The organism is Bradyrhizobium sp. 172, assembly GCF_023101065.1.
Classification (GTDB): domain Bacteria; phylum Pseudomonadota; class Alphaproteobacteria; order Rhizobiales; family Xanthobacteraceae; genus Bradyrhizobium; species Bradyrhizobium canariense_D.
Window position 1 is genome coordinate 4216610 of record NZ_CP064701.1, and the last position, 23051, is coordinate 4239660.

Genomic DNA, 23051 nt, shown 5'->3' on the forward strand with positions numbered 1-23051 from the left:
CAAGCGTGACTAGACCGGCTCGGCCGGCCGTGCGTAGCCCGGACGGGGCAATCCCGGCTCTGGACTTGCCGCGGCGACACGTGCATCGTCAATCGAAGAAACCTGCACATTGCCTTGATCTGACTTACCAATCGCGATCCGATGACGGGCGCGCGACCGTTGTCATGGGATGACGAGGTGGTTCTGTCATGCAATTGATTGCGCTCGTTATTCTGCACCTCGGCGACTGTCCTGATGAACGCAGGCTGTCACGCTTGTTAAGAGACGCGACAGCAAGCGCATGACACAAGGTCGCATCAGGGAATGTAGATAAGCGGATCAAGGGAACCTATTTTCGGCGCCGATGTACCTGATTGAAGCGTTACCCACCGTCATCGGAACGGCCGCCATTGCCCCGGCGCTGCTGATGCTGTGGCTCGTCATTGCCGCCGAGGAACGCCCCGGACCGCCGGCCCAGGTCTGGACCGCTTTCCTGCTCGGCGCGGCCAGCATTTCGCTGCTGGGCCTGGCCCGCGCCCCTTTCGCCAAGATGGTTGCGGCCCCGGACAACCCGTGGGCGGCACTGGCCATGCATTCGATCTTCGGCGTCGCGCTGCCGGAGGAAGCGGTCAAGGTGATCGCGATCGTGCTGGTCGCCTCGACCAAGCGGCGGACCTTCGCCAATCCGATGGACACCGTGGTCTATGGCGCCGCGGTTGGCCTGGGCTTCGCCGCCTACGAGAACCTCGCCTATCTCGTCCAGCACGCCGAGATGTGGCGCTCGCTGGCCGCCTTGCGCAGCGTGCTGACCGTGCCGTTCCACGGCGCGCTCGGCATCATCGCCGGCGCCTATCTGACCATCGCGCGCGCCGGCACGGCGCTGGGTGCCAACCGCCATCATCGCGACTGGGCTCGTCTCTCCAGCCGGCTGCTGATCTTCGCAGGTCCGCTCGCCCTGCATTCGGCCTTCGACTTCCCCCTGCTCACGCTTCAGCGCATGCCGGATCTCGATCCGGCGCTGCGGATGTGGTTGGGCGGCGCGAGCCTGCTGATCGGCTTCAGCTCGATCGCCTTCGCTATCCGCCTGGTACGGCGCGTCGCGCGCCATCACGCGCCCCGAACCGACGTCGCGCGCGAGCGCCTCAGCCAGCTCCGCCGGATGTGGGCGCTGCTGCTTGCCGGTGGCGGCGTCGGCTTTCTCGGGCTCGCCTTCGTGCTGACCTCGATCCATCACTGGCTCATCAATCCCGAGCGCAATCTGACGCTGGCCCTGATCCCGATCGGCCTGGTCTCGATCCTGCTCGGCCTCGCACTTCTGATCGTCACGACCGCGATCTATGTTCTCGGCCGCAACCGCATCCGCACCAGCGGCGAAGGTTTTTCGTCGGCGCACGGCGGCGGCTGAGCCGCGGGATGGCAAGCGCGGTGTGCACGTACTAGACTAGATTGAGGACACACCTCTCGATCCGGAGCCTGCCCATGACATCGCCTGAGGATTTTTCCCGGCTGCAATCCGCCATGAGCGGGACGGTCAAGGCACATTGGAAGGCCTTTCTGTTCGAAGGCATCCTGCTTGCGGTGCTTGGCGTCGCCGCGCTGATCCTGCCGCCGCTCGCAAGCCTTGCGATTGCGATCTTCCTCGGCTGGATGTTCCTGATCAGCGGCATCGGCGGATTGATCGCCACCTATTGGGCGCGCAGCACGCCGGGCTTCTGGTGGTCGCTGATCTCGGCCGCGCTGGCCGTGCTTGCAGGCATGCTGCTGCTGGCGCGGCCGATCCAGGCCGTGCTGACGCTGACCATCGTGCTCGGCGCCTATTTCCTCGCCGAGGGCGTCGCCACCATCATGTACGCGCTGGAGCATCGCCGCGAGCCGGGCGGCCGCTGGTCGTGGCTCCTGATCTCGGGCCTCGTCGACATCGCGATCTCGTTCATGGTGATCACGGGACTGCCGAGCTCGGCGGAATGGGCGATCGGTATCCTCGTCGGCATCAACCTGCTGTTCGGCGGCGCCACCCTGATCGGCATGGCGCTGGCGGCACGCAAAAGCAACAGTTGAGGCGCCGCGTGGCCGTCACGTCTATTGGGGGGTGACAAGCCGCCGATCGCACGCTATATGACGGGCGATGATCACCCTCGTCACCAGCTATATTTGGTACTTTAGCTACGACAGCTCGCTGGCGGCAGGAGGATCGCGCTCAATCTGAAACATTGCAGCAAACGTCCGAACAAGCCGCCAGACCCTGGCGGCTTTTTTATTGGCCGGCAGGGTCTCAAAATGACAGGAGCCCGCCGTGCTGAGCACGACCGACGATCTTCGTATCCGCGAACTGAAAGAGCTGAGCACGCCCGAAGAGGTGATGCGGGAAGTCCCGCGCACGCTCACCGCGACGCGCGTGGTGATGGCCGCACGCAACGCCATCCATGCGATTCTCAATGGCCAGGACGACCGGCTTCTGGTCGTGGTCGGCCCCTGCTCGGTGCATGATCCCAGGGCCGCGCTCGAATACGCCGAGCGCCTCGCGAGCTTGCGCGAAGAGCTTGCCGACCAACTCGAGATCGTGATGCGGGTCTATTTCGAGAAGCCGCGCACCACGGTCGGCTGGAAGGGCCTGATCAACGATCCTGATCTGGACGGCAGCTTCGACATCAACAAGGGGCTGCGGCTGGCGCGCAACGTGCTCTCGGCGGTAAATAATGTCGGCCTGCCCGCCGGCACCGAATTCCTCGACATGACGACGCCGCAATACATTGCGGACCTCGTGTCCTGGGCCGCAATCGGCGCGCGCACGACCGAAAGCCAGATCCATCGCGAGTTGGCCTCGGGGCTGTCCTGCCCGGTCGGGTTCAAGAACGGCACCGACGGCAATGTGCAAATTGCGGCGGACGCTGTGAAGTCGGCCTCGAATCCGCATCATTTCATGGCGGTGACCAAGCTCGGCCGCTCGGCGATCGCCTCAACCGCGGGCAACGAGGATTGTCACATCATCCTGCGCGGCGGCAGCACGCCGAACTACGATGCGGCAAGCGTCGCGGCGGCCTGCAACGATCTGGCGAAAGCAAGCGTCGCACCGCTCGTGATGGTCGATGTGAGCCACGCTAATTCGAGCAAGAAGCCGGAAAACCAGCCGCTCGTGACGGCCGACATCGCCGGGCAAATTTCTGGCGGCGAGAACCGCATCATGGGGGTGATGGTCGAGAGCAATCTCGTCGCCGGACGCCAGGACGTGGTGCCGGGCAAGCCGCTCACCTATGGCCAGAGCATCACGGACGGCTGCATCGACTGGGCGACCACGGCAACCGTGCTCAAGCAGCTCGCTAACGCGGTCGAGATCCGGCGCAACATCAAGCGCGCAGGGCTGCACGAGCGCTCCGCCTGACCAAACGATTGCGGGCGGGGTGAGGCTGTCGCACCCTGCCCGCTTTCCCGGCGCCTAGCAGCCGCGGCAGATGCTCTTGATCTTCTTGTCGAGCGCCTGATTTTCCTTGCTGAGGGGATCGTTCGGGTCGCTCAGATTCTTCTCACTTGGCACGTCGCCAGCGCGCGGCTGCCGATGACCGACGGGCGCAGGCGGCAAAGAACCCGCCGATTGTCCCGAGGTCGTCGATCCCTTGCTTCCCGTTTGCGCGAAGCCGGCGCTGCCGAACACCGTCAGAAGCGACAGTGCTAGGATGATGCTTCTCATTTTGCTTCTCCATTCCTCGGGCCAGCATCTCCATCACGACCAATCAGGTCTCGGGCGGATAGAGGTGAACGTCGCCGCAATAATCCACGATACGATAGCGCGTTTCCGATGCCGCATCACCCGCATCAGGTGCGGTATTTTGCATCGGCAACACGTAATTCGGCCCCACCGGCGACTTGCCGGCACCGCCGGGGATGTCGATGACATAGTCGGGCTGACACAGTCCTGACACCCGTCCGCGCAGCTGCCGCATCAAATGCTGCCCCTCGGCGAGTGTCGTTCGCAGATGCGCCGTGCCGGGCGCGAGATCACCGTGATGCAGATAATAGGGCTTGATCCGGCATTCGACGAAAGCTCGCATCAAATCCGAAAGAGCGATTGCGTTGTCATTGACGCCGCGCAAAAGCACGGACTGGCTTACCATGGGAATTCCGGCATCGACCAGCCGCGCGCAGGCGGCACGCGCGGGCCCCGTCAGTTCGCGCGCATGGTTGGCATGCAGCGCCACCCAGGTGGTGGCGCCTTCGGCCTTGAGCGCCGCCACCATCTCGTCGCTGATGCGCGCGGGATCGGCCGCCGGCACGCGGGTGTGAAGGCGGATGATCTTGACGTGATCGATTCCGGCCAGATCGGCCATGATCTCGCCCATCCGCCGAGGCGACAACATCAGGGGATCCCCCCCGGTCAGGATCACCTCCCAGATCTCGCTGTGCGCGCGGATGTAGTCGATCGCCGCGCGATAGGCGGCGTCCGAGAGCGCGTTCTCCTTGCCGGGTCCGACCATCTCGCGGCGGAAGCAGAAGCGGCAATAGACCGCGCAGACGTGAACGAGCTTGAACAGCACGCGGTCGGGATAACGATGCACGATCCCGGGAACCGGCGAGTGCGAATGATCGCCGATCGGATCTGCATTCTCGCCCGGCTGCATCTCCAGCTCTGCGGCAGTCGGAACGAATTGGCGCGCAATGGGATCGTCGGGATCGGACCTGTCGATCAGATCGACCAGCGCCGGCGTGATCGCAACCGCATAGCGTGCGGCAATGCGATCGAGCACCGGCAGCGCTGTGGCTGACACCAGCTGCTCGGCCACAAGTTCGGCCGGCTCGCGCAATGTGCGCGCAAGATTGCTCTTCATCATGTCTCGCTCAACGTTTCATTTGCAGGCGGCGTCCACACCACCTGATCAATTCGCGATGCGCCGCTCGCCAGCATTACCAGGCGGTCGAATCCGAGCGCGACGCCGCTCGCCTCCGGCATCGCCGCGACCGCGGCCAGAAAGTCCTCGTCCAGCGGATAGGCTTCGCAGTAGCGGCGTTGCTTCTCTGCCATGGATTGCGTGAAGCGCTTGCGCTGCTCCTCGGCGTCGGTCAGTTCGCCAAAACCGTTGGCGAGCTCGACACCGCAGGCATAGACCTCGAACCGCTCGGCGACTCGGGGATCGCCCGCCTTCACGCGCGCCAGTGCCGCCTCTGGAGATGGGTATTCGAACAGAATGGTCAAACGGCCCTGCCCCAGATGCGGCTCGACATGCTCGACCAGAACCTTGCTGAAGATGTCGGACCAGGTGTCATCCTCGGCCACGCGGACCTTGCCGGCAACTGACCGCGCGAGCGCGGCGCGGTCGCCCTCGCCGCCGGAAATGGTCGCAAGCAGGTCGATTCCCGCAAACTGCTCGAAGGCGCTGGCAACCGTCACAAGCTCCGGCTCGGCGAAAGGATCTGCGGTCCGGCCGCGGAAGGTGAAGGCGCCGATACCGGTCGCCTGGGCCGCGCGGGCGATGAGGACGACGCAGTCGGCCATGATGGCGTCATAGGGCGCGCCTGCCCGGTACCATTCCAGCATGGTGAATTCGGGCAAATGCAGGTCGCCGCGCTCACGGTCCCGGAACACCCGGGCGAACTCGAAAATCCGGGTCTCCCCGGCCGCCAGCAGCTTCTTGCAGGCGAATTCCGGCGAGGTCCGCAAATATCGGCTCACACGGCTGCCGTCGGGCCGCATGATCTCGGTCCGGGGGGCGTGCAGGTGGGTCTCGTTGCCCGGGGAGACCTGGAGAACGGAGGTTTCGACCTCGACGAAGCCCTGCTCGACGAAAAATCCCCGTAGAGCCCCAGTGATGGCTCCCCTGGCCTGCAAGAAGGGCCGGCGGTCGAGATGCCGCGAGGGGGACCAGAACGGCGACATCGGCTTGTCCCCAGCCATTAACCGGCTGTCCCGCAAGCCAGCAAAATGCTGGCATCCAACGGCAAAACCAGTATGTTGCGGCCCGAAACGGGTGCCGCGGTCTGATTTGGGGCCCCAGGTCCCCCATCAATTTGACCACGTCCTGGCCCGAGCCGGGCCAAGCAAGCAGGAAATACAGCTTTGAGAGTCATCGCCAGTTCTATTCGCAAGGGCAACGTGATCGAGCAAGACGGCAAGCTATATGTCGTCGTGACCGCCGAGAACATCCATCCCGGCAAGGGCACCCCGGTCAGCCAGATCGAAATGCGCCGAATCTCGGACGGGGTAAAGATCTCCGAGCGCTACAAGACCACCGATCAGGTCGAGAAGGCCACAATCGAAGAGCGCAACTACACCTTCCTGTATGAAGATGGTGACGGCTATCACTTCATGAACCCGGAGACCTATGACCAGGTCCAGGTGTCCAAGGATGTGATCGGCGATGCGGCGGCCTATCTTCAGGAGAGCATGACGGTCAAGCTATCGCTGCACGGTTCCAACCCGGTATCGATCGCCCTGCCGCAGCGCGTGACGCTGGAAGTGATCGAGACCGAGCCCGTGACCAAGGGGCAGACCGCCTCCTCGTCCTACAAGCCCGCCGTGCTCTCGAATGGCGTTCGCACCACGGTGCCGCCGCACATCGCCGTCGGCACCCGAATCGTCGTGATGACCGAAGACGGCTCCTACTCCGAGCGTGCCAAGGACTGACGGGACCAAAGCGAGCGCAACAGGTGCCGCCGGGGGGCGAGACAGTGGTTGGGAAAAGTTTCCGCTTCGTCTCGCAACTTCTGGCGTCGCTTTCGCTCCTCATTGCCTCTCCACTTGCTGCGGATGAGTTCCGCAGCCCCTCACTCACGGCGCTGCGCGTCGATTGGCGCGCGGCGCTTGACCAGCTCCGCACCGAAATCAACGTCCATCCCCGGGCCGCGGAAGACTTCATCTTCGCACCCCGTCGTTCGGTGCCGCGCTACGATCCGCGCGCGATGCCGGCGCTGGTGCAGCTCAACGCGATCTCCTCGCAATTCTTCACCGGCATCGCCCGCAGCTCCGTGCCCGTGCTGCTGCCGTTCGACGCTGCCGCGTATCTCGAAGCTCGGCGCAATGGCGCGCCGGCGACCGTCGCGCTGTCGCGCTACCAGGCTGACTTCAATTCCGTCGACCTGTTCGATGCAGGTCCCGCCGGCTACAGCGCGACCTTTTCGTTCGAGCCTGGTACCGGAGACGGCATGCCGAGCCGGGTCTTCGCAAGGCCGGTCGAGGTGCAGATCACGGGCTCGGCGCTGGTCTATGACATTGCCGATCCCTCGGGCGGCAAGGGCGAGCCGGTCAAACCGCTCGCGGCGCTCTACCCGGACCTGCGCAAGTTCATCCGGGAAGGCTATATGCGCTACGCTTTCACCCGTTTCGGCGTCGCCTATGTGGTGTCGATCCAATGCCTCGACAGCGTTGCCAAGCCGCGGCGGCTTGCCTGCAAGGAGGCCTATCCGATCGCCGAGCGCTTCCTGAAGGCGCTGCGCGTGGCGGGCGGCCAGCGCATGCGGCCGCTCACGGACATCGCTTCCAACATTCTCGATCGTCCCACGGTACGCTCCGCGGACTTCACCTACAGGCCGAGCGGCGACATCATCCCGAACACCGGCTATCGCAAGCAGGGCGGCCATCCCGACGTGATGGCCTACGCACAGATCCGGTTTCCTCTCGAGAAGGCGCCCGCGTTCGTGCACTCGCAATCCTATGCCAAGCGCGACAAGATCGAGAGCACGACCGCCTATCCCTGGCGCGACAATTTCTGCGAATCCCGGAGTTTCGAGGTCTGGCAATGCGGCGGCGGCTATGGCCATCAGGGCGAGGACATCCGCGCGGCCGAGTGCCCACCGCCTGGTGAAGGCCGCCAAGCCTGTGATCCCAAGCAGCGCGCCGTCGTCGCCGTGCGGGATGCGAGGGTTATACGCGCTTCCAAGGACCAGGCTGTGACGCTGCAAATCAACAGCCGGAGCGAGCACATTCGCTTCCGCTACATGCATATGAACCCGCAGGCGCTGAACGCCGATGGCCTGCTCAATGGCCGCATCGTATCGGAGGGCGAGAAGATCGGCGTGGTCTCGAACTATCTCGACCATCCCGCCGGCACCTCGATGCACCTGCATTTCGACGTGCAAGTGTTCACCCGCGACGGCTGGATCTGGGTCAGTCCTTACGTCACGCTGGTCTCCGCCTATGAGCGCCTGATCCACGCCCGCGGCCGCGAGGTCGGCCCGGAGATCGCCGGCACGCCACAGCCTGTGGCGCATGCGCTGCCGGAGGACGTGCTCAAGCCGGACCTGCGCGAGGGATCGGGCGGCGACGAGAACTAACGGCTTGCTCCTTCCATTGCCAGGCAGTGCAAAAGCGTGTTGTCGCACACACCGCCCGATGGAAGGCCGAAGGAACTGGGTTGATGAGTGTCGGACTGATTGGTCTTCTCGACGATATCGCAGCGATCGCAAAGGTGGCGGCAGCCTCGCTCGACGATGTCGCGGGCCAAACGGCCAAGGCGGGAGCAAAGGCGGCTGGCGTGGTCATCGATGACGCAGCCGTCACGCCGAACTACGTGATCGGCTTTGCCTCGAAACGCGAACTGCCGATCGTAGGCAAGATTGCGGTTGGGTCGCTGCGCAATAAATTGCTGATCCTGCTGCCCATTGCCCTGTTGCTTGGTTATTTCCTTCCCGCCGCGGTCACGCCGCTGCTCATGCTGGGCGGCGCCTTTCTGTGCTATGAGGGCACCGAGAAGGTGCTCGAAGCCGCGATGCCGCATGATGCGCGCCACCACGAAGCCCAGCCCCAGCCAATTGCATTGAACGCGCGGTCGGTCGAGGACAAGAAAGTCGCAAGCGCCATCAAAACGGATTTCATCCTGTCGGCGGAGATCATGGCGATCACGCTGGCGGCCGTCCCGGCGGGCAGCATCTGGACCCAGGCGCTCGTGCTCGCACTCGTCGCCATTTTCATCACTGTTGGAGTCTACGGCGTGGTCGCCTTGATCGTGAAGGCGGACGATGTCGGCCTGGCCCTTGCGCGGTATGACGGCGCCTCGCTTGTTGGCGGCGCAATCCGATTGCTTGGACGTGCGCTGGTCCGCGGCATGCCTGTCTTCCTGGCGGTGCTGAGCACCATCGGCACCGCCGCGATGATCTGGGTCGGTGGCGGCATCATCCTGCACGGCATCGAACAATACGGCCCACCGGTAGTCGGCCATACGGTTCATGCCGCGACCGAGGCTGCCGCGCACCGCCTTCCCTCCATTGCCGGCACCGTCGGATGGGCGGTCGAGGCAGCCATTTCAGGCGTTATTGGGCTCCTTGTCGGCGCAGTTGCGATACCGGCCGTCACATACGGTCTTTCACCGCTATGGAAACGTCTGAAGCGATCGCAGCCGACCTGAACAAAAGCGGCTGCAGATTGCGGGTGCCGGCTACTCCAGCAACGTCGTGAGTTGCGCGCCCTCGTCCGCCACGAACACGGCAATCAATTCCGCCGGCTCCGTGGTGCTGGCATTGGCCGAGACCAGATGCGTCGAGCCGGGCGGCTCGAAGAAGGACTGGCCGAGGCCGAACGTCTCGACCGGGCCGCCGCCGAGCTGGGAGCGGATCTTGCCCTTGGTTATGTAGGCGGTGACGGATCCTGCGTGACGATGCGGCCGCGAGAACCCGCCAGGGCCGTAGAACACGCGCACGATGGTGACGCGCTTGCCCGGCACGTTCGGCAGCGCGTAGGAGTCGATCGGCTCGACCTTGTCCAGCGGCGAGCTTTCGGCGGCGGTGGCGCAGAGCGGCGCGAGTGCGCCGGAAATGGTGTCCATCGTCACCGGCAACGCCTTGCCGATCGCAAGCGCGCACGCAAGCCCGCCGACGACGGCGATCGCCATCGAACGCGATGGCGCCAATGTGGTGGGCAAACTTACTACCGTCATCACGATCTCCCTTCGTTGCAATCAGGATGCCGCCGCATTCGCTGCGACCGGTCGCTTCGCCGGTGTCCAGCGAAACGCCGCACCGAAACGATTCCAGACGTTGATCGAGGCAACCGCAGAGGTCAGGTACGTCAGTTCGGTCTCGGAGAATTCACGGCTCGCCTCGGCATACACGCCCTCGCCGACTCCGTCGGGCAGGCAGGTCAGCGCCTCGGTCCAGGCCAGCGCGGCACGTTCGCGCGCGGAAAAGATCGGCGCCTCGCGCCAGACCACGACCAAATTGAGCTTGTCGACGGGCACGCCGATCCGCTCCGAAAGCAGGATGTGATGCTGCACGCAGAAGGCGCAGCCGTTGATCTGCGATGCCCGGAGCTTGACCAGTTCGAGAAGCTGCTTGTCGAGACCGGCCTTGGCCGCCACCTGGCCGAGCGCCAGCACCAGCTCATACGCATCCGGCGCGATCTTCTTGAAATCCTCGTATTCGCTGCGGGCGTGTGACATTGCCGTTCACCTCGTGGTATTGTAAGACCGCTTACATCTTATAAGAGCACTTACATGTTGCGCAAGTCGCCCAGTATCACGAGATCGAAATCCCGGCGCAAGACTGCCAAGCCTGACGCCGTGCGCGTGCCAGCCCCAGGGGAAGGCAAGCGCGGCGAGCAAGGCTATCTCGGCTATCTCTTGCGCCAGGCCCACGCCGCAGTCCGTCTGACGATGGAGCGGTCGCTCGCCGATCTCGGTGTCACCTCACCGCAATTCGCGGTGCTGACCATGCTCAACGCCTATCCGGGCCTCTCGGGCGCCGACGTTGCCCGCCTCACCTTTCTGACGCCCCAGACCGTCGGCGTCATCATCCGCAATCTCGAGCGTGACGGCGCGATTGTGATGACGCCGCATCCCGTCCACGGCCGCATCCAGCAATGGACGCTGACTCCGCGCGGCACGGCGCTTTTGAAAGCGTGCCGGGAAAGGGTGATTGCGTTGGAGAAGCGGCTGGCCGCCGGGCTCGATGTCAAGGCCGAGGCAAGCATTCGCCGCTGGCTCGCAGGCATCGCGGCCGATTTGCAGGAGGACTAGGCGAAGCGCGCTTGCCGCTGGCGGGACCTAGTCGCCGCCTCCGCCGTCGCCACCGTCCGAATCCGGGAAGTCACTGACGGCGCCGTGGCCTTGAATACCGCGCCCAAAGTTCTCCGCGAGGATCATCAGGACGACGACGAACAACCCGGCGCCGAACGGCCAGGGATTGGCGCGGATGATGTCGAACAGCTCCTGCATTCACGCATTGTGCGCAGACGGAAGCGAATCGACCGTAAAGTGACAGGCTCAAAATTGGGGATATCCGACCCGTTGCAGGCGCGCCCTACCCGCCCTTCAACACTTTCTTAACCTCGCCATCGGGCCAGGTCTCGCCCGCTGCGATCACCCGCACGCGGCTTTGATCGGCGTCGTTCACCAGCTCATGCGAACTCACCCGCTCGCCGCTTCGCTCCAGGTGCAGATCGGTTTCGGGCTTCCAGCTCAGTGTGGTGGCGAGATCGCCAGGGAAAATCTGCCATTGTGATCCGTCGTCGAGCTCGACGACGTGGCTCTCTGCATGCGCGCGTATCTTCATTCGACCCCGAATTCTCGACGGAAGGCGGGCCCCGACCATCGGCCGGGGCCCCGCTCCGTTAGTCGTTGTCGTGATGAATCACGGTCTTTTCGCGGTCACCGAATTCATCTTCCTTCTTGATGACGGTGGTGCGGTCGGCAGGCTCGCGCTCCTTGATCACGGTGGTGCGATCACGATCGCGGTCACGCTCTCGATATTCCGGGGACTGTCCGACGGTCACGCCGGCGCCGACCGGACCAACATGAACACCGACTTCGTCGGCGAATGCGGGGGCTGCGATAGCGGTGACCATGGCGGCCGCAAACAGATATTTCCTCATCTCGTCCTCCTCGATTGCATGCGGAGGGAATGCGTGAGTGCGACAATTTGTTCCGGAAGGAACAGGACGGACGTCCCGTTCCCGACCCTCCAGGAACCGACTCACAGGAGCCGCATTTCCCGCTACAATAAGTCGATGAAACACGCTGATTCCTCGATCCATCATACCCGCCGCGCCTTCACGATCGGCGCCGCCACCCTGCTCGCTTTCCCGACGCATGTCTTCGCCGCACCTCCAGGCTTCGACGAATGGCGTGAGGGTTTTCGCGCTCGTGCCATGGCCAAGGGCATCTCGGCTGCGACATGGCAGCGTGCGATGGCGCGGGTCGAGCCCGACATGAGCGTGTTCAAGCAGATGCGGAACCAGCCCGAATTTCATGAGCAGGTCTGGCAATACATCAACCGTCGCGTCTCCGACTGGCGCATCATCAACGGCAAGATCGCGCTGAAGAACAACGAGGCGCTGCTCGCGCGCATCGAGCGCGATTTCGGCGTCGAGCGCGGCACGCTGCTGGCGCTGTGGGGCGTCGAGTCCGCCTATGGCGATCCGCTGGTGCAGCAGAACCACATGACGCCGGTGTTTCCCTCGCTCGCCGCCCTCGCCTGGAACGAACCGCGACGCAAGGCCTATTGGGAAACCGAGCTGATCAACGCGCTACGCATCGTCGACAAGGGCTGGAGCACGCCGGAGCAGATGCAGGGATCCTGGGCCGGCGCGATGGGGCATTCGCAATGGATGCCGGAAGTCTGGCTCAATGTCGGCATCGACTATGATGGCGACGGCAAGGTGTCGCCGTTCGGCAAGCCCGACGACGCGCTGGGCTCGACGGCAAAATATCTCGTCAATCGCGGCAAGTGGCACCGCGGCGAGCATTGGGGCTACGAGGTGCGCACGCCCGGTGAGATGAGCGGCAGCCGGACCTATGCGGCTTGGCAGGCGGCCGGCGTCACCCGCGCCGACGGCCAGCCATTCCCGCAAGCCTCCGCATCCGCGCAGATGTGGACGCCGGTTGCGGGCGGGCCGACGTTTCTGCTGGGACCGAATTTCAACGCGGTGAAGAGCTACAATCCCTCGATGAACTATGCCCTGGCGATCTGCCATCTCGGCGACCGCTGCCTCGGCGCCCCGCCTTTCATCCAGCCGTTCCCCGGCTCCGAGCGCGCGCTGACACTCGCCGAGGTGCAGGAGATGCAGACGCGCCTGACCAAGGCGGGCTTCGACACCGGCGGCACCGACGGCCGCGTCGGCAACGACACGATGAAGGCAATCAAGGATTTTCAGCAGAGGGCCGGTATCGTGCCTGCGGACGGCTATGGCGGGCTGAAGGTGCTGGCGAAGCTACGCCAGGGGTCTTAGGCCGGCTCAATGCCGGTATTGCGGCTCCTCCGCATCGAGCTGCCGCCGGATCGCCGCAAGATGCAGCCGTGCAGATTCGGAATCGCCCTCGCGCATCTGCCTGTAGGTCTCGGCTGCAATCGCGGGATCGACCGGCAGCATCTGTCGCCCGGTCGACATCGCCAGCACCTGCACCTCGGCGGCGCGTTCGAGATAGTAGAGATCGTCCCAGGCTTCCGCGATGGTCGGTGCCAACACCATCACGCCGTGATGCTTCATGAAGATGATATCGGCATCCCCAACGGCGGATGCGATGCGCGCGCCTTCGCGGTTGTCGAGCGCGAGGCCGTTGTAGTCGCGGTCCACGGCGGTGCGACCGTAGAACTTGAGCGCGGTCTGGCCGGCCCAGATCAGCGGATCGCCCTCGGTCATCGACAGCGCCGTGGCGTAGGGCATGTGGGTGTGGAAGGCGACCTTGGCGCGCGGCAGGCGCTTGTGCATCTCGGCATGGATGTAGAACGCGGTCGCCTCGGGTACGCCCTCGCCGTCGAGCACGCTGCCGTGGAAATCGCAGATCAGCAGCTTTGACGCGGTCAGCTCGCGGAAGGCGTAGCCGTAAGGGTTGACCAGGAAGAGATCGTCATGGCCCGGCACCACGGCCGAGAAGTGGTTGCAGATGCCCTCCTCAAAGCCGTTGCGCGCAGCCATCCGAAAGCAGGCGGCAAGATCCTCGCGCGCGCTGCGGATCGCGTCGGTGACGAGGTCCGGACGGTTCGAGCGGAACGTTGCTGGCGTGGAGGACGATGAGTGAAGGCTGTGCGCCATGGCGGAAGGACACCTCTGTCGATCGGAAGACGCCCGCGTTGTACAGGTCCGACGCCTGCGCGTCAGCCCCCGCGGGCGCCACCCTGCCCTTCGCAGCCCGCGAGGCGGTCTATTGCCGCCGCGGCACGCCGCCGGCATTCATGCCGCCGTCGATGACGAGCTCGCTGCCGGTGACGTAGCACGAGGCATCGGAGGCCAGATACAGCACGCCGGAGGCAATCTCAGAAGCATGGCCGGCGCGGCCGAGCGGCGTGACGAGGCGCGCACGCTCCTCGGGATCGATCGGTGCATTGCCCTGGTTGCCGGTCGCGCCGGTCGGGATCTTGCCCCAGATCGGGGTGTCGATGATGCCGGGATGGACGGAGTTGACGCGGATGCCGTCGCCGGCGGCCGCGCACTCCATCGCGATTGACTTCGCGAACAGCCGCACGCCGCCCTTGGTCGCCGAATAGGCCGACAGCCCAGGCGCGCCGCGCAGGCCCGCGAGCGAGGACATCATGACGATCGAGCCGCCGCCGGTCTTGCGCATCAAGGGCAGGCAATGCTTGACCGAGAGGAAGACGCCGTCGAGGTTGATCGCGTTCTGCTTGCGCCAGTCGCTGAGCGTCATGTCGACGATCGAGGGCACGGCGATGCCGATGCCGGCGTTGGAGACGAGAATATCAAGCCGGCCAAAGCGCTTCGCGATCTCGGCTGTGATCTCGATCCAGCGCTCTTCGCTGGTGACGTCCTGCTCCAGGAAAATCGCCTTGCCGTCGGCCTTGGTGATGCGATTGGCGAGCTCGGGGCCGCGCAGCTCGTCGATGTCGGTGGCAATGACGGTGGCGCCCTCGCGCGCGAATAGCTCGACGACGGCTTCGCCGATGCCGGAGGCGCCGCCCGTCACCAGCGCCACTTTACCCTCAACCTGCCCTGCCATGTTCACTCCCAGTTTTGCTGTTAGCTTTTTTGTTGTTTGCCGGGCCTATCTAATCATGGATGGTCCCTGATCGGGTAGCGCGACGTCGATGACGCGAAATTGCACACGCTCGGCGCCCTGATAGCGATCGACCGACAATGATCCCGCGACATGCAATTGCTGGCCGCGATTGGCAACGAGCGCGTTGCCGAGCTTCTGTCCGATCGAACGGAACGCGATGCCGTTGACGATGGCGCCCTCGCCCGACTTGAAGCGTAGCCTCAAATGTGCCTGTCCCACCTCGTCGGCATAGACGAGCTGGTGCGCCGGCAGCGCCAACACGGCTTCCGGATTGCCGCTGCCGAAGGGACCCGCGCGGTTGAGCGTCGCTGCAAGCTCGGTCGTCACCGCGCGCGCGGAGACCGCGCCGTCGATGTAGAGCTCGTTGACGTGGCGCGCCTCGGCAACGTCGCGCCCCAACGCATTCTCGAGGTAGGCGCGAAACTCGGCGAGTTTTTCCTTCCGCAGCGTGACCCCCGCAGCCATCGCGTGGCCGCCCCCCTTCAGCAGAATGCCATCGGCGACCGCCTGCCGCACGGCCTTGCCGATATCGACGCCGGCAATCGAACGGCCGGAGCCGGTGCCGATGCCCCCGGGCTCCAGCGCGATCGCAAAGGCGGGCCGCGAGAACTTCTCCTTCAACCGGGACGCAACGAGACCGACCACGCCGGGATGCCAGCCTTCGGAGGCCGTGACGATCACGCCGATCTTGTCCTCGAGCCCGATCGAGGCGAGCGCCTCGGCTTCGGCCTGCGCTTCGGCCGCCTGCTCGATGACCCGGCGCTCGCTGTTGAGGCGGTCGAGTTCGGCGGCGATCCGCGCGGCCTCGACGCTGTCACCCTCCAAAAGCAGGCGCACGCCGAGATCGGCGCGGCCGATGCGACCGCCGGCATTGATGCGCGGCCCCAGCATGAAGCCGAGATGCCAGGCCTCCGGCGGGCCGTTGAGCCGCGCCACGTCCATCAGCGCTGTGTGGCCGACATGGTCGCGCCGCCGCATCGCGATCAGGCCCTTGGCGACGAACGCGCGGTTGAGACCGATCAGCGGCGCGACATCAGCAACCGTGCCGAGCGCGACGTGATGCAGCATGCCGAGCAGATCCGGCTCGGGCATCTCCGCATTCCAGAAGCCGCGCTGGCGTAATTCACGATTGACCGCGACCAGCGTCACCAGCACGAGGCCGACGGCGGCGAGATGGCCGAGGCCGGAGAGATCGTCGAGCCGGTTCGGATTGACCAGCGCGTCGACCTCCGGCAGCTCCGTGCCGGCCTGATGATGGTCGATCACGACGACGGACATGCCGATACGTTTTGCTTCGGCGAGCGGCTCGATGCTGGTGGTGCCGCAATCGACGGTGACGAGCAGCGTGGCGCCCTTTTCGGCCAGCGCGCGCACGGCTTCCGTGTTGGGCCCGTAGCCCTCGAAGATGCGGTCGGGAATGTGGATCAGCGGATCGAGCCCGCAATGCCGCAGATGCCAGGTCAGCAGCGCCGCCGAGGTCGCGCCGTCGACATCGTAGTCGCCGAAGATCGCGACCTTCTCGCCGTTCGCTGCGGCATCCGCGATCCGCTTCGCGGCGGCCTCCATCTCCGTCACCGTGAACGGGTCCGGCAGAAGCTTGCGGATGGTGGGATCGAGGAAATCTGCGACGGCGTCGCTGTCGACGCCGCGGCCTGCCAGCACCCGCGCCAGGAGCTCGGGCAGTTGGTGGCGCTGCACGATGGCAAGCGCTTTCGCCGCCCCGCGGGCATCCAGCCGGTCGCGCCAAAGCTTGTCGGTGAGCGAGCGCGCCACTCCCAGGAACGCCTGGGGCGCTTCGACGGGCAAGGCGGTAGCGGGCGGCGTCATGAACAGCTGTCGGTTTGAGGAACCTGGGAGCCGGAGGGATTGCATCGTCCGGCCGACGGACGATTGGCCCGCAATCCCTCGGGATTTGCAACGTCTGCGCGGCACAAAGCGGTGGATTGCCGCTTTGCTACCCGGACTGACTATCATTTGAGCATTCCGCAAAACAGCAAATTAAGCAGGCGTAGGCGGAATCTTCGAAAAAGAATCGTATTCGATCTGTCAGTGATTGTTCCGGGTTCGTTGCAGATCAGACCTCATTGCCAAGGGAAGCCCCCGATGTCTGCTGCGCTGGGTCTCAAAGCCAAGCCGATCGCAAATGAACCCGCTGATGATGATTCCGACATCTCCGCGCTGATCAACCGCCTCACGGCGGAGGTCAACCAGATCGCGGTCGACAAGACCAAGGCGATCCAGCAGATCACCAACCAGATGAAGATGCTGGCGCTGAACGCGTTGATCGAAAGCTCGCGCGCCGGCGCGCAGGGCGCGGGCTTCGCCGTGGTGGCGCAGGAGGTCCGCGGCGTCGGCCAGCAGGTCGAGACTATCGCCCGCGAACTCGAAAGCCAGCTGACCAAGCGCACCGGCGACCTCGTCGCCTCGATCGACCGCATGAGCCAGCGCTCGCGCGGCGAGCGCATGGTCGACCTCTCGCTCAACGCCATCGAGCTGATCGACCGCAACCTCTATGAACGGACCTGCGACGTGCGCTGGTGGGCGACCGATTCCGCGCTGGTCGGTTGCGCGGCCTCGCCCGACGCCGCGGCCGTGTCCCATGCCTCGCAGCGTCTCGGTGTGATCCTAGGAGCCTATACCGTCTATCTCGACCTCTGGCTCTGCGATCTCGACGGCAACGTCATCGCCAACGGCCGCGCCGACCGCTTTCGCGCTGTCGGCCAGAACGTCGCCCACACCAAATGGTTTCGCGAGGCCAAGACCCTGCGCTCCGGCGACGACTATGTCGCCGGCGACGTCGAGAACCAGCCGCTGCTCGGCAATGCCCAGGTCGCGCCCTATTGCGCCAGCGTCCGCGCCGGCGGCCAGGCCAACGGCGCGCCGATCGGGGTGCTCGCCATCCATTTCGACTGGGAGGCGCAGGCCCGCGCCATCGTGCAAGGCGTGCGCGTTGGCGACAGCGACAAGGCGCGCGTGCTGCTGGTCGACTCCAATATTCGCGTGATCGCCGCTTCCGACGGACAAGGCATTCTCAGCGAACGCATCTCGCTGTCGCTCAACGGCCAGCGTTCCGGCTTCTAGCAGGACGGCTCGGGCACGCTGGTCGCGTTCCATGCGACGCCCGGCTACGAGACCTATCGCGGCCTGGGCTGGTACGGCGTGATCGTCTGCGGGGCCTGAAGCTGGAGGCGGCTCGCCTATCCAACTCAAAACCGTGAAAACAACCCCATACACGGTAGCCATCCGGTTGTTTTCATGACAGTTTTTTCGCCGTTTGACGCCTGCAAAACACTGGCATGCATGCCATCATGGCGTCGTTCGCGGTCCAGGCTCAAAGCGCGAGGCTCTGGCGATCTCGTCTTCGGCGGCCTGCACCGCCGCGATTCCGAGCGTTTGCGACGGACGCTCTCCGAACATTGCCAGGTAGTATTGCGAGAACCGGCCGAGTTCGTAAAAGCCCTGCTGCATGGCGACCGCTGTCACGGTGGTCGAGCCGGGTGCGCTCTGGTGCAGGATCGAATGAACAGCGCAAAGACGCTTGTGCCTGAGGAAGCTGACCGGGCCGAGACCGAATACCTCCTGAAACGCGCGGTGAAGGGTGCGCCGCGATACGCCGAGCGCCGCGCAAATTTCCGACACGTGCACCGGACGGGTGCCGGCGTCGTCGAGAAACTCCTCGACCTTGCGGATCAGCCGTCGCGCGGAAGGGAGCCAGCCATTGCCGTCGGGTGGCAGCGACGACGCGACGTTGGCAGCCATGCATTCGGCGATCGATCGTTTCCAGAAATCGGCTGTTGATGGCGTCAGTCCGTATTTGTTGTCGCGCAGGTGCGACATGATCCGGACCAGGCGGCGCGAGGCGATCGCGCCGCTCTCGATGTCCGCGCGGAAATGACCGCGGCTGCGCCAGGTGTCAGGATCACTCAGCCGTGCTTTTCCGGCGAACAGCGTCGCGACCTCGTTGAGGTCGAACCGCATGGCGGCGTAAGCGGAGCCGCCGTGAAAAACACCGTCATGTTCGAGCAGCGGCGGAATGACGAGCACATCGTTGAGCTGCATGTCGAACGACCAGTGGGCGACGCGCTCTTCGGCCGCGAGCAGCATCCCGATGATCAGCTTGTCGTCGCTGGAAACCCGCTGCGTGCGCATGCCGACGTTGAACGCACCAATGCTGAGCGAGAAGTCGCCGATGCCGACATGGGACAACGTTCCGCGCAACCGACCGCGGCCGAGTTGCATCACATCGACATGCGAGCCGTGGACGGCCTGCTGAAGTCCTTCGAAACCGTCCAGCTTGCGCGAATCAACCAGGAGGACTTGCCCCATGGCTGTACCGTGTTACTGAAGCGCGACAATTCTGCGGCACGCGAGGCCTCACCAACTCCCCCGCAGACTGGCACAAACTGCACATCACAGCCGTCCAATCTTCGGGTACCGTTTGCAACCTTAGCGATATTGAGCGGACGCGCTTTGGGGATGGCAGAGCGCACGCGGCATGGATTTGCCGCGTGGTCGAAAACGTGCGTGCAAAAGAAAGAGATGTTGACGCAGCGTCCTCCTCTCCCCGAGTGCCAAAAAAACGGGGCTAGACAATGCGTCTAATGGGCCGGGCAGAGAGCTATCGTCGAAGTCTGCCAGGTTGGCGCAGTAGCATCAGGTGGACTACGAGCATCGGAGCTTCCACCATGTTGCGAGCAGATCTGGATCACTGCGAGTGGTTGCCGGATGATTTGAAGACCGGCGAGATGGTCTTCATTCCCGGCGGAACCTTTCGCATGGGATCCGACCATCATTATCCCGAGGAAGCGCCGAGCCATCGCGTTGCTGTCGACGGCTTCTGGATAGACCGCACGCCCGTGACCAACCGGCAGTTCAAGCAGTTCGTCGACGCAACCGGCCATGTCACCGAGGCGCAGATCGTTCCCGATCCGAAGGACTATCCGGGCGCGCTGGCAGAGATGCTCTACGCGGGATCGCGGGTGTTCTCACCGCTGCCGCGCATCACCGATCTCACCGACTGGAGCCAGTGGTGGACATTCCTGCGCGGCGCCAACTGGCGTCATCCCTATGGTCCTGGCAGCACATCGAGGATCTCGACGATCATCCCGTCGTCCACGTCTCCTTTAGCGATGCGGCAGCCTATGCCCACTGGGCCGGCAAGGGCCTGCCGACGGAGGCGGAATGGGAATTTGCGGCGCGTGGCGGCCTCGAGGCGGAGGAATACGCCTGGGGCGATGCGCTGATGCCGGGCGGCAAACACATGGCCAATATCTGGCAGGGCAACTTCCCCGTCCAGAATCTCGGCGAGGATGGGTACGAGCGTACCTCGCCGGTCATGGCCTTCCCGCCGAACGGCTACGGCCTCTACGACATGATCGGCAATGTCTGGGAGTGGACCTCCGACTGGTGGTCGTCAAAACACGCCGCCGACGCCGCAAAACCCTGCTGCATCCCCAAAAATCCCCGCGGCGGCGGTGAGCACACAAGCTACGACCCTCGCCTCCCCGACATCCAGATTCCGCTCACGGTCCTCAAGGGCGGCTCGCACCTCTGCGCGCCGAACTATTGCCGCCGATACCGCCCGGCCGCGCGGCACGCCGAGCCGGTCGATACCTCGACCAGCCATGTCGGGTTCCGCTGCGTAGTGCGATTGCCGTCTGTAACCGAACGCCGACACGAAGGACGTGCTGCAATCTAGCGCGCGCCGCTGGTGGTGGCTGGCGCCAGCGGTGCGCTCCGCGCGTCGGGCTATTTCGATATGCAACTTATCTATCGGCGATCGATAAACATCTTCATCATTTTTGGACAAGGCAGGCCGGTTACAGGCAAGAGCCTGCCCCATTTCCCCGGTAAGAGTCGCCTCATCGCATCGCGACGCGCGCGCCGTCGACCCTGAAACGCTCGCGCCCGCAACGTGCCGAGGAGATAGGCCATGAAGATCGTCGTGATCGGCGGGACCGGATTGATCGGATCCAAGCTGGTGGCGAAGCTCAAGCAGCAAGGCCACGACGCGGTCGCGGCTTCGCCGAAGTCGGGCGTGAACGCGGTGACCGGGGAAGGTCTCGCAGCAGTGCTGGCGGGCACCAATGTCGTCGTCGACGTTGCCAACGCGCCGTCCTGGGAGCCCGCGGCCGTGCTGGAATTCTTCGAGCGTTCGAGCAAAAACCTCGCTGCGACTGAGGCCGCAGCGGCCGTGAAGCATCATGTGGCGCTCTCGATCGTCGGAACCGAGCGCTCGCCCGATAACTCCTATTTTCGCGCCAAGCTGGCGCAGGAGACTATCATCAAGTCTTCGCCGGTCCCCTACTCGATCGTCCGCGCCACCCAGTTCTTCGAATTCCTCAGCGCCATTGCCGAGATGGGTGCGGCCGAGGGTGGGATCGTTGTTCCCTCGGCATTGTTTCAGCCCATCGCGGCCGAGGACGTGGCCGATCGCCTCGCAGAAGTCGCGATGAGCCCGCCGCTCAACGGCACGATCGATATCGCAGGACCTGAGAAGGCGCCCTTTGATGAATTCATCGCACGCCGCCTGAAGGCGTCCGGCGACCCCCGACCGGTGGTGGGAGACCCAAAGGCGCCGTACTACGGCGCTCCCATCGACGACACATCGCTGAACCCTCTCGGCGAGGCGCGGCTTGGCAAAACGCCGCTCGCAACATGGCTCGCGAGACTTTGAGGAGACCCCCATGCGCAGATTGCTCATCGCAACCGCTGTTTATGCCGCATCATTCCTGACAGCCCATGCCGCCGAGACGGCGACGCCCACGGCCAAGGTGACGGTCGTGTTCGACCAGGCGCTGCCCAATGTCCCGGGCAAGAGCATGAAGGGCGTACTGGTCGAGTATGGTCCCGGAGGCTCCTCGCCGGCCCACATCCACGCGCCCTCGGCTTTCATCTACGCCACCGTCCTGGAAGGAGCGATACGCAGTCAGGTCAATGACGGCCCGGCCAAGGTCTTTCACAAGGGCGAGAACTTCTCCGAAAAGCCCGGCGACCGCCATGCCGTCAGCGCCAATGCCAGCGAGACCGAACCCGCAAAATTGCTGGCCGTCTTCGTGGTGGATACGGCCGACAAGGAGCTGACGATGCCGATCCCGAAATAGCGCACAATCGGCGAGCGGCGTTGCCACCTCGAGGCGTTTGTTCATCCGGGGCTGCCCACGAATGCCACCGGCGTGCCCTTCGAGACACGCCCGGCGACGCGCTCGGCATCCCAATTGGTCAGACGCACGCAGCCGTGAGATTCCGCCTTGGAAATCTTCTCCGGCGAAGGCGTGCCGTGAATGCCGTAGCCCTCGGCAGACAGGTTGATCCAGACCGTGCCGACCGGATTGTTCGGGCCGGGCTTGATGGTGAAGGGCTTGCGGGAATGGACGCCCTTGAAGCGATAAGCGGGATTGTAGCGATAGTACGGATTTCGGCTGACTTCCGTGACCTTGAGCGTACCTGAGGGCGACGGCTTCTCTTCGCTGCCGACGGTCGCGGGATAAAATCCGATCAGCGCATTCGTTTTGTCGAACAGTTTTACGGTCTGCCTGATCTTGTCGACCTCGATCCTCTCGGCCTTGGTGGGGATGCCCTCGCCTGCGCCTGATGTGTCCACCACGACGATGGTGTCGCCGGCGCGATCGAAATGACGCCCGGAGTTGAGCGCGACCAGGAGCTGCTCGCTCATGTGAAATTTCTCGGCCAGGGCCTCGCGCGCACTGGTGAAGCCGAGCTTTGTAAGCTCCTTCATGTCCTCCATCCTCGACGGCAGCTTTTTCAGGAAAGGACCCGCCACGTCCTGCTCGGTGATGGCATAGGTCATCGTCACCGGCCGGTCGTCCGCCCGTAACGCGGTCCAGACATCGTCCGTCACGGCGTCCGAAACCGGCAGCTGCCGTGCTTCGGCATAGGCCCGCAACGCCTTTTTGGCGTTCTCGCCGAATCTGCCGTCGATCTCGCCGGGCGAGAAGTGCGCGCGGTCCAGCAGGACCTGCAACCGGACCCCCGCCGCGGTCGGCTTATCGTTCGACAGGGTTTTCTTCGACGGCTCGGCGACGTTGATGGCAGCGGCGTCGATCTCCGCGGCGAACGCCGGCGGCGCAGCCAGAGCGAAGACCAGAAAGATGCAAATCTGCCCCGCTTTTCCGAGCGACATCG

Annotated in this window: 23 protein-coding genes and 2 pseudogenes; 12 read left to right on the top strand and 13 right to left on the bottom strand. The window is 64.4% G+C overall.

The genetic code is table 11. The annotated features are described in order from the left end of the window. Positions 1-343: 343 nt before the first annotated feature. The 3 genes from IVB07_RS20390 to IVB07_RS20400 all read left to right on the top strand — a co-directional run bounded on the left by IVB07_RS20390 (position 344) and on the right by IVB07_RS20400 (position 3358). Positions 344-1384: a PrsW family glutamic-type intramembrane protease gene (locus IVB07_RS20390; protein WP_018454391.1), complete on the top strand. Its 1041-nt coding sequence runs from the start codon at positions 344-346 to the stop codon at positions 1382-1384. A 74-nt stretch (positions 1385-1458) separates the two neighbouring features. After that, a complete protein-coding gene (locus tag IVB07_RS20395; protein ID WP_026232724.1) occupies positions 1459-2037 on the top strand; it encodes an HdeD family acid-resistance protein in 579 nt (192 codons plus the stop codon). Positions 2038-2272: 235 nt separating this feature from the next. Further along, entirely contained in the window at positions 2273-3358 is a 1086-nt protein-coding gene (locus tag IVB07_RS20400) for a 3-deoxy-7-phosphoheptulonate synthase (RefSeq protein ID WP_018454393.1), read from the top strand. A gap of 54 nt (positions 3359-3412) precedes the next feature. Here IVB07_RS20400 and IVB07_RS20405 read toward each other — a convergent pair whose 3' ends face one another. The 3 genes from IVB07_RS20405 to epmA are packed head-to-tail and all read right to left on the bottom strand — an operon-like array spanning position 3413 to position 5863. Continuing rightward, a complete protein-coding gene (locus tag IVB07_RS20405; protein ID WP_018454394.1) occupies positions 3413-3664 on the bottom strand; it encodes a hypothetical protein in 252 nt (83 codons plus the stop codon). A 43-nt stretch (positions 3665-3707) separates the two neighbouring features. Beyond that, positions 3708-4802 (bottom strand): lysine-2,3-aminomutase-like protein, encoded by a 1095-nt coding sequence (locus tag IVB07_RS20410; RefSeq protein WP_026232725.1) that lies wholly within the window; start codon positions 4800-4802, stop codon positions 3708-3710. Then, positions 4799-5863 (bottom strand): EF-P lysine aminoacylase EpmA, encoded by a 1065-nt coding sequence (epmA, locus tag IVB07_RS20415; protein WP_018454396.1) that lies wholly within the window; start codon positions 5861-5863, stop codon positions 4799-4801. The genes IVB07_RS20410 and epmA overlap by 4 nt, the downstream gene beginning before the upstream one ends. A 162-nt stretch (positions 5864-6025) precedes the next feature. Between epmA and efp the strand changes: the two genes are divergently transcribed. The 3 genes from efp (at position 6026) to IVB07_RS20430 (ending at position 9308) form a co-directional block, all read left to right on the top strand. Then, a complete protein-coding gene (gene efp / locus IVB07_RS20420) occupies positions 6026-6592 on the top strand; it encodes an elongation factor P (RefSeq protein ID WP_026232726.1) in 567 nt (188 codons plus the stop codon). Positions 6593-6615: 23 nt separating this feature from the next. Then, positions 6616-8238, top strand: a complete 1623-nt coding sequence (locus tag IVB07_RS20425; protein ID WP_247766633.1) for a M23 family peptidase — start codon at positions 6616-6618, stop codon at positions 8236-8238. Positions 8239-8321: 83 nt separating this feature from the next. After that, entirely contained in the window at positions 8322-9308 is a 987-nt protein-coding gene (locus IVB07_RS20430) for a DUF808 domain-containing protein (protein ID WP_018454399.1), read from the top strand. A 30-nt stretch (positions 9309-9338) separates the two neighbouring features. Here the strand turns inward: IVB07_RS20430 and IVB07_RS20435 are convergent, their stop codons facing one another. Next, positions 9339-9836 (bottom strand): cupin domain-containing protein, encoded by a 498-nt coding sequence (locus tag IVB07_RS20435; RefSeq protein ID WP_026232727.1) that lies wholly within the window; start codon positions 9834-9836, stop codon positions 9339-9341. 21 nt (positions 9837-9857) lie between these two features. After that, entirely contained in the window at positions 9858-10337 is a 480-nt protein-coding gene (locus IVB07_RS20440) for a carboxymuconolactone decarboxylase family protein (RefSeq protein WP_018454401.1), read from the bottom strand. A gap of 54 nt (positions 10338-10391) precedes the next feature. On the opposite strand from IVB07_RS20440, the gene IVB07_RS20445 reads away from it, so the two are divergent. Beyond that, positions 10392-10913: a MarR family transcriptional regulator gene (locus tag IVB07_RS20445; protein ID WP_018454402.1), complete on the top strand. Its 522-nt coding sequence runs from the start codon at positions 10392-10394 to the stop codon at positions 10911-10913. Between the two features lie 27 nt (positions 10914-10940). Here IVB07_RS20445 and IVB07_RS20450 read toward each other — a convergent pair whose 3' ends face one another. The 3 genes from IVB07_RS20450 to IVB07_RS20460 all read right to left on the bottom strand — a co-directional run bounded on the left by IVB07_RS20450 (position 10941) and on the right by IVB07_RS20460 (position 11767). Next, positions 10941-11111 carry a hypothetical protein gene (locus IVB07_RS20450; protein WP_018454403.1) on the bottom strand — a complete coding sequence of 57 codons (171 nt, stop codon included), beginning with the start codon at positions 11109-11111 and terminating at the stop codon, positions 10941-10943. Positions 11112-11196: 85 nt separating this feature from the next. Then, positions 11197-11448 (bottom strand): hypothetical protein, encoded by a 252-nt coding sequence (locus IVB07_RS20455; RefSeq protein ID WP_018454404.1) that lies wholly within the window; start codon positions 11446-11448, stop codon positions 11197-11199. A gap of 58 nt (positions 11449-11506) precedes the next feature. After that, positions 11507-11767 (bottom strand): hypothetical protein, encoded by a 261-nt coding sequence (locus IVB07_RS20460; protein ID WP_018454405.1) that lies wholly within the window; start codon positions 11765-11767, stop codon positions 11507-11509. A gap of 135 nt (positions 11768-11902) precedes the next feature. Between IVB07_RS20460 and IVB07_RS20465 the strand changes: the two genes are divergently transcribed. Continuing rightward, the gene (locus IVB07_RS20465) at positions 11903-13123 is read left to right on the top strand and encodes a lytic murein transglycosylase (protein WP_018454406.1); all 1221 of its coding nucleotides are present in this window, start codon (positions 11903-11905) and stop codon (positions 13121-13123) included. Between the two features lie 6 nt (positions 13124-13129). On the opposite strand, the gene IVB07_RS20470 is transcribed toward IVB07_RS20465, so the two are convergent. The 3 genes from IVB07_RS20470 to recJ form a co-directional block, all read right to left on the bottom strand. Continuing rightward, positions 13130-13927 carry an aldolase gene (locus tag IVB07_RS20470; RefSeq protein ID WP_018454407.1) on the bottom strand — a complete coding sequence of 266 codons (798 nt, stop codon included), beginning with the start codon at positions 13925-13927 and terminating at the stop codon, positions 13130-13132. Between the two features lie 109 nt (positions 13928-14036). Continuing rightward, complete coding sequence (locus IVB07_RS20475) at positions 14037-14846, bottom strand: glucose 1-dehydrogenase (RefSeq protein ID WP_026232728.1); 810 nt, start codon at positions 14844-14846, stop codon at positions 14037-14039. 45 nt (positions 14847-14891) lie between these two features. Beyond that, entirely contained in the window at positions 14892-16733 is a 1842-nt protein-coding gene (gene recJ, locus IVB07_RS20480) for a single-stranded-DNA-specific exonuclease RecJ (RefSeq protein ID WP_247362891.1), read from the bottom strand. 276 nt (positions 16734-17009) lie between these two features. On the opposite strand from recJ, the pseudogene IVB07_RS20485 reads away from it, so the two are divergent. Beyond that, positions 17010-18086: pseudogene (locus IVB07_RS20485) on the top strand (methyl-accepting chemotaxis protein). A gap of 126 nt (positions 18087-18212) precedes the next feature. Here IVB07_RS20485 and IVB07_RS20490 read toward each other — a convergent pair. Continuing rightward, a complete protein-coding gene (locus IVB07_RS20490) occupies positions 18213-19232 on the bottom strand; it encodes a helix-turn-helix domain-containing protein (protein ID WP_018454411.1) in 1020 nt (339 codons plus the stop codon). Positions 19233-19591: 359 nt separating this feature from the next. Here IVB07_RS20490 and IVB07_RS20495 point away from each other — a divergent pair. From IVB07_RS20495 to IVB07_RS20505, 3 genes and pseudogenes are all read left to right on the top strand, one after another. After that, positions 19592-20604 (top strand): annotated as a pseudogene (locus IVB07_RS20495) (formylglycine-generating enzyme family protein). Between the two features lie 234 nt (positions 20605-20838). Next, entirely contained in the window at positions 20839-21582 is a 744-nt protein-coding gene (locus IVB07_RS20500; protein WP_018454412.1) for an SDR family oxidoreductase, read from the top strand. Between the two features lie 10 nt (positions 21583-21592). Then, positions 21593-22009, top strand: a complete 417-nt coding sequence (locus tag IVB07_RS20505) for a cupin domain-containing protein (RefSeq protein WP_018454413.1) — start codon at positions 21593-21595, stop codon at positions 22007-22009. 41 nt (positions 22010-22050) lie between these two features. Here IVB07_RS20505 and IVB07_RS20510 read toward each other — a convergent pair whose 3' ends face one another. Beyond that, on the bottom strand, positions 22051-23049 hold the full coding sequence (locus tag IVB07_RS20510; RefSeq protein WP_018454414.1) for a L,D-transpeptidase family protein: 999 nt from the start codon (positions 23047-23049) through the stop codon (positions 22051-22053). Between the last annotated feature and the right edge of the window lie 2 nt (positions 23050-23051).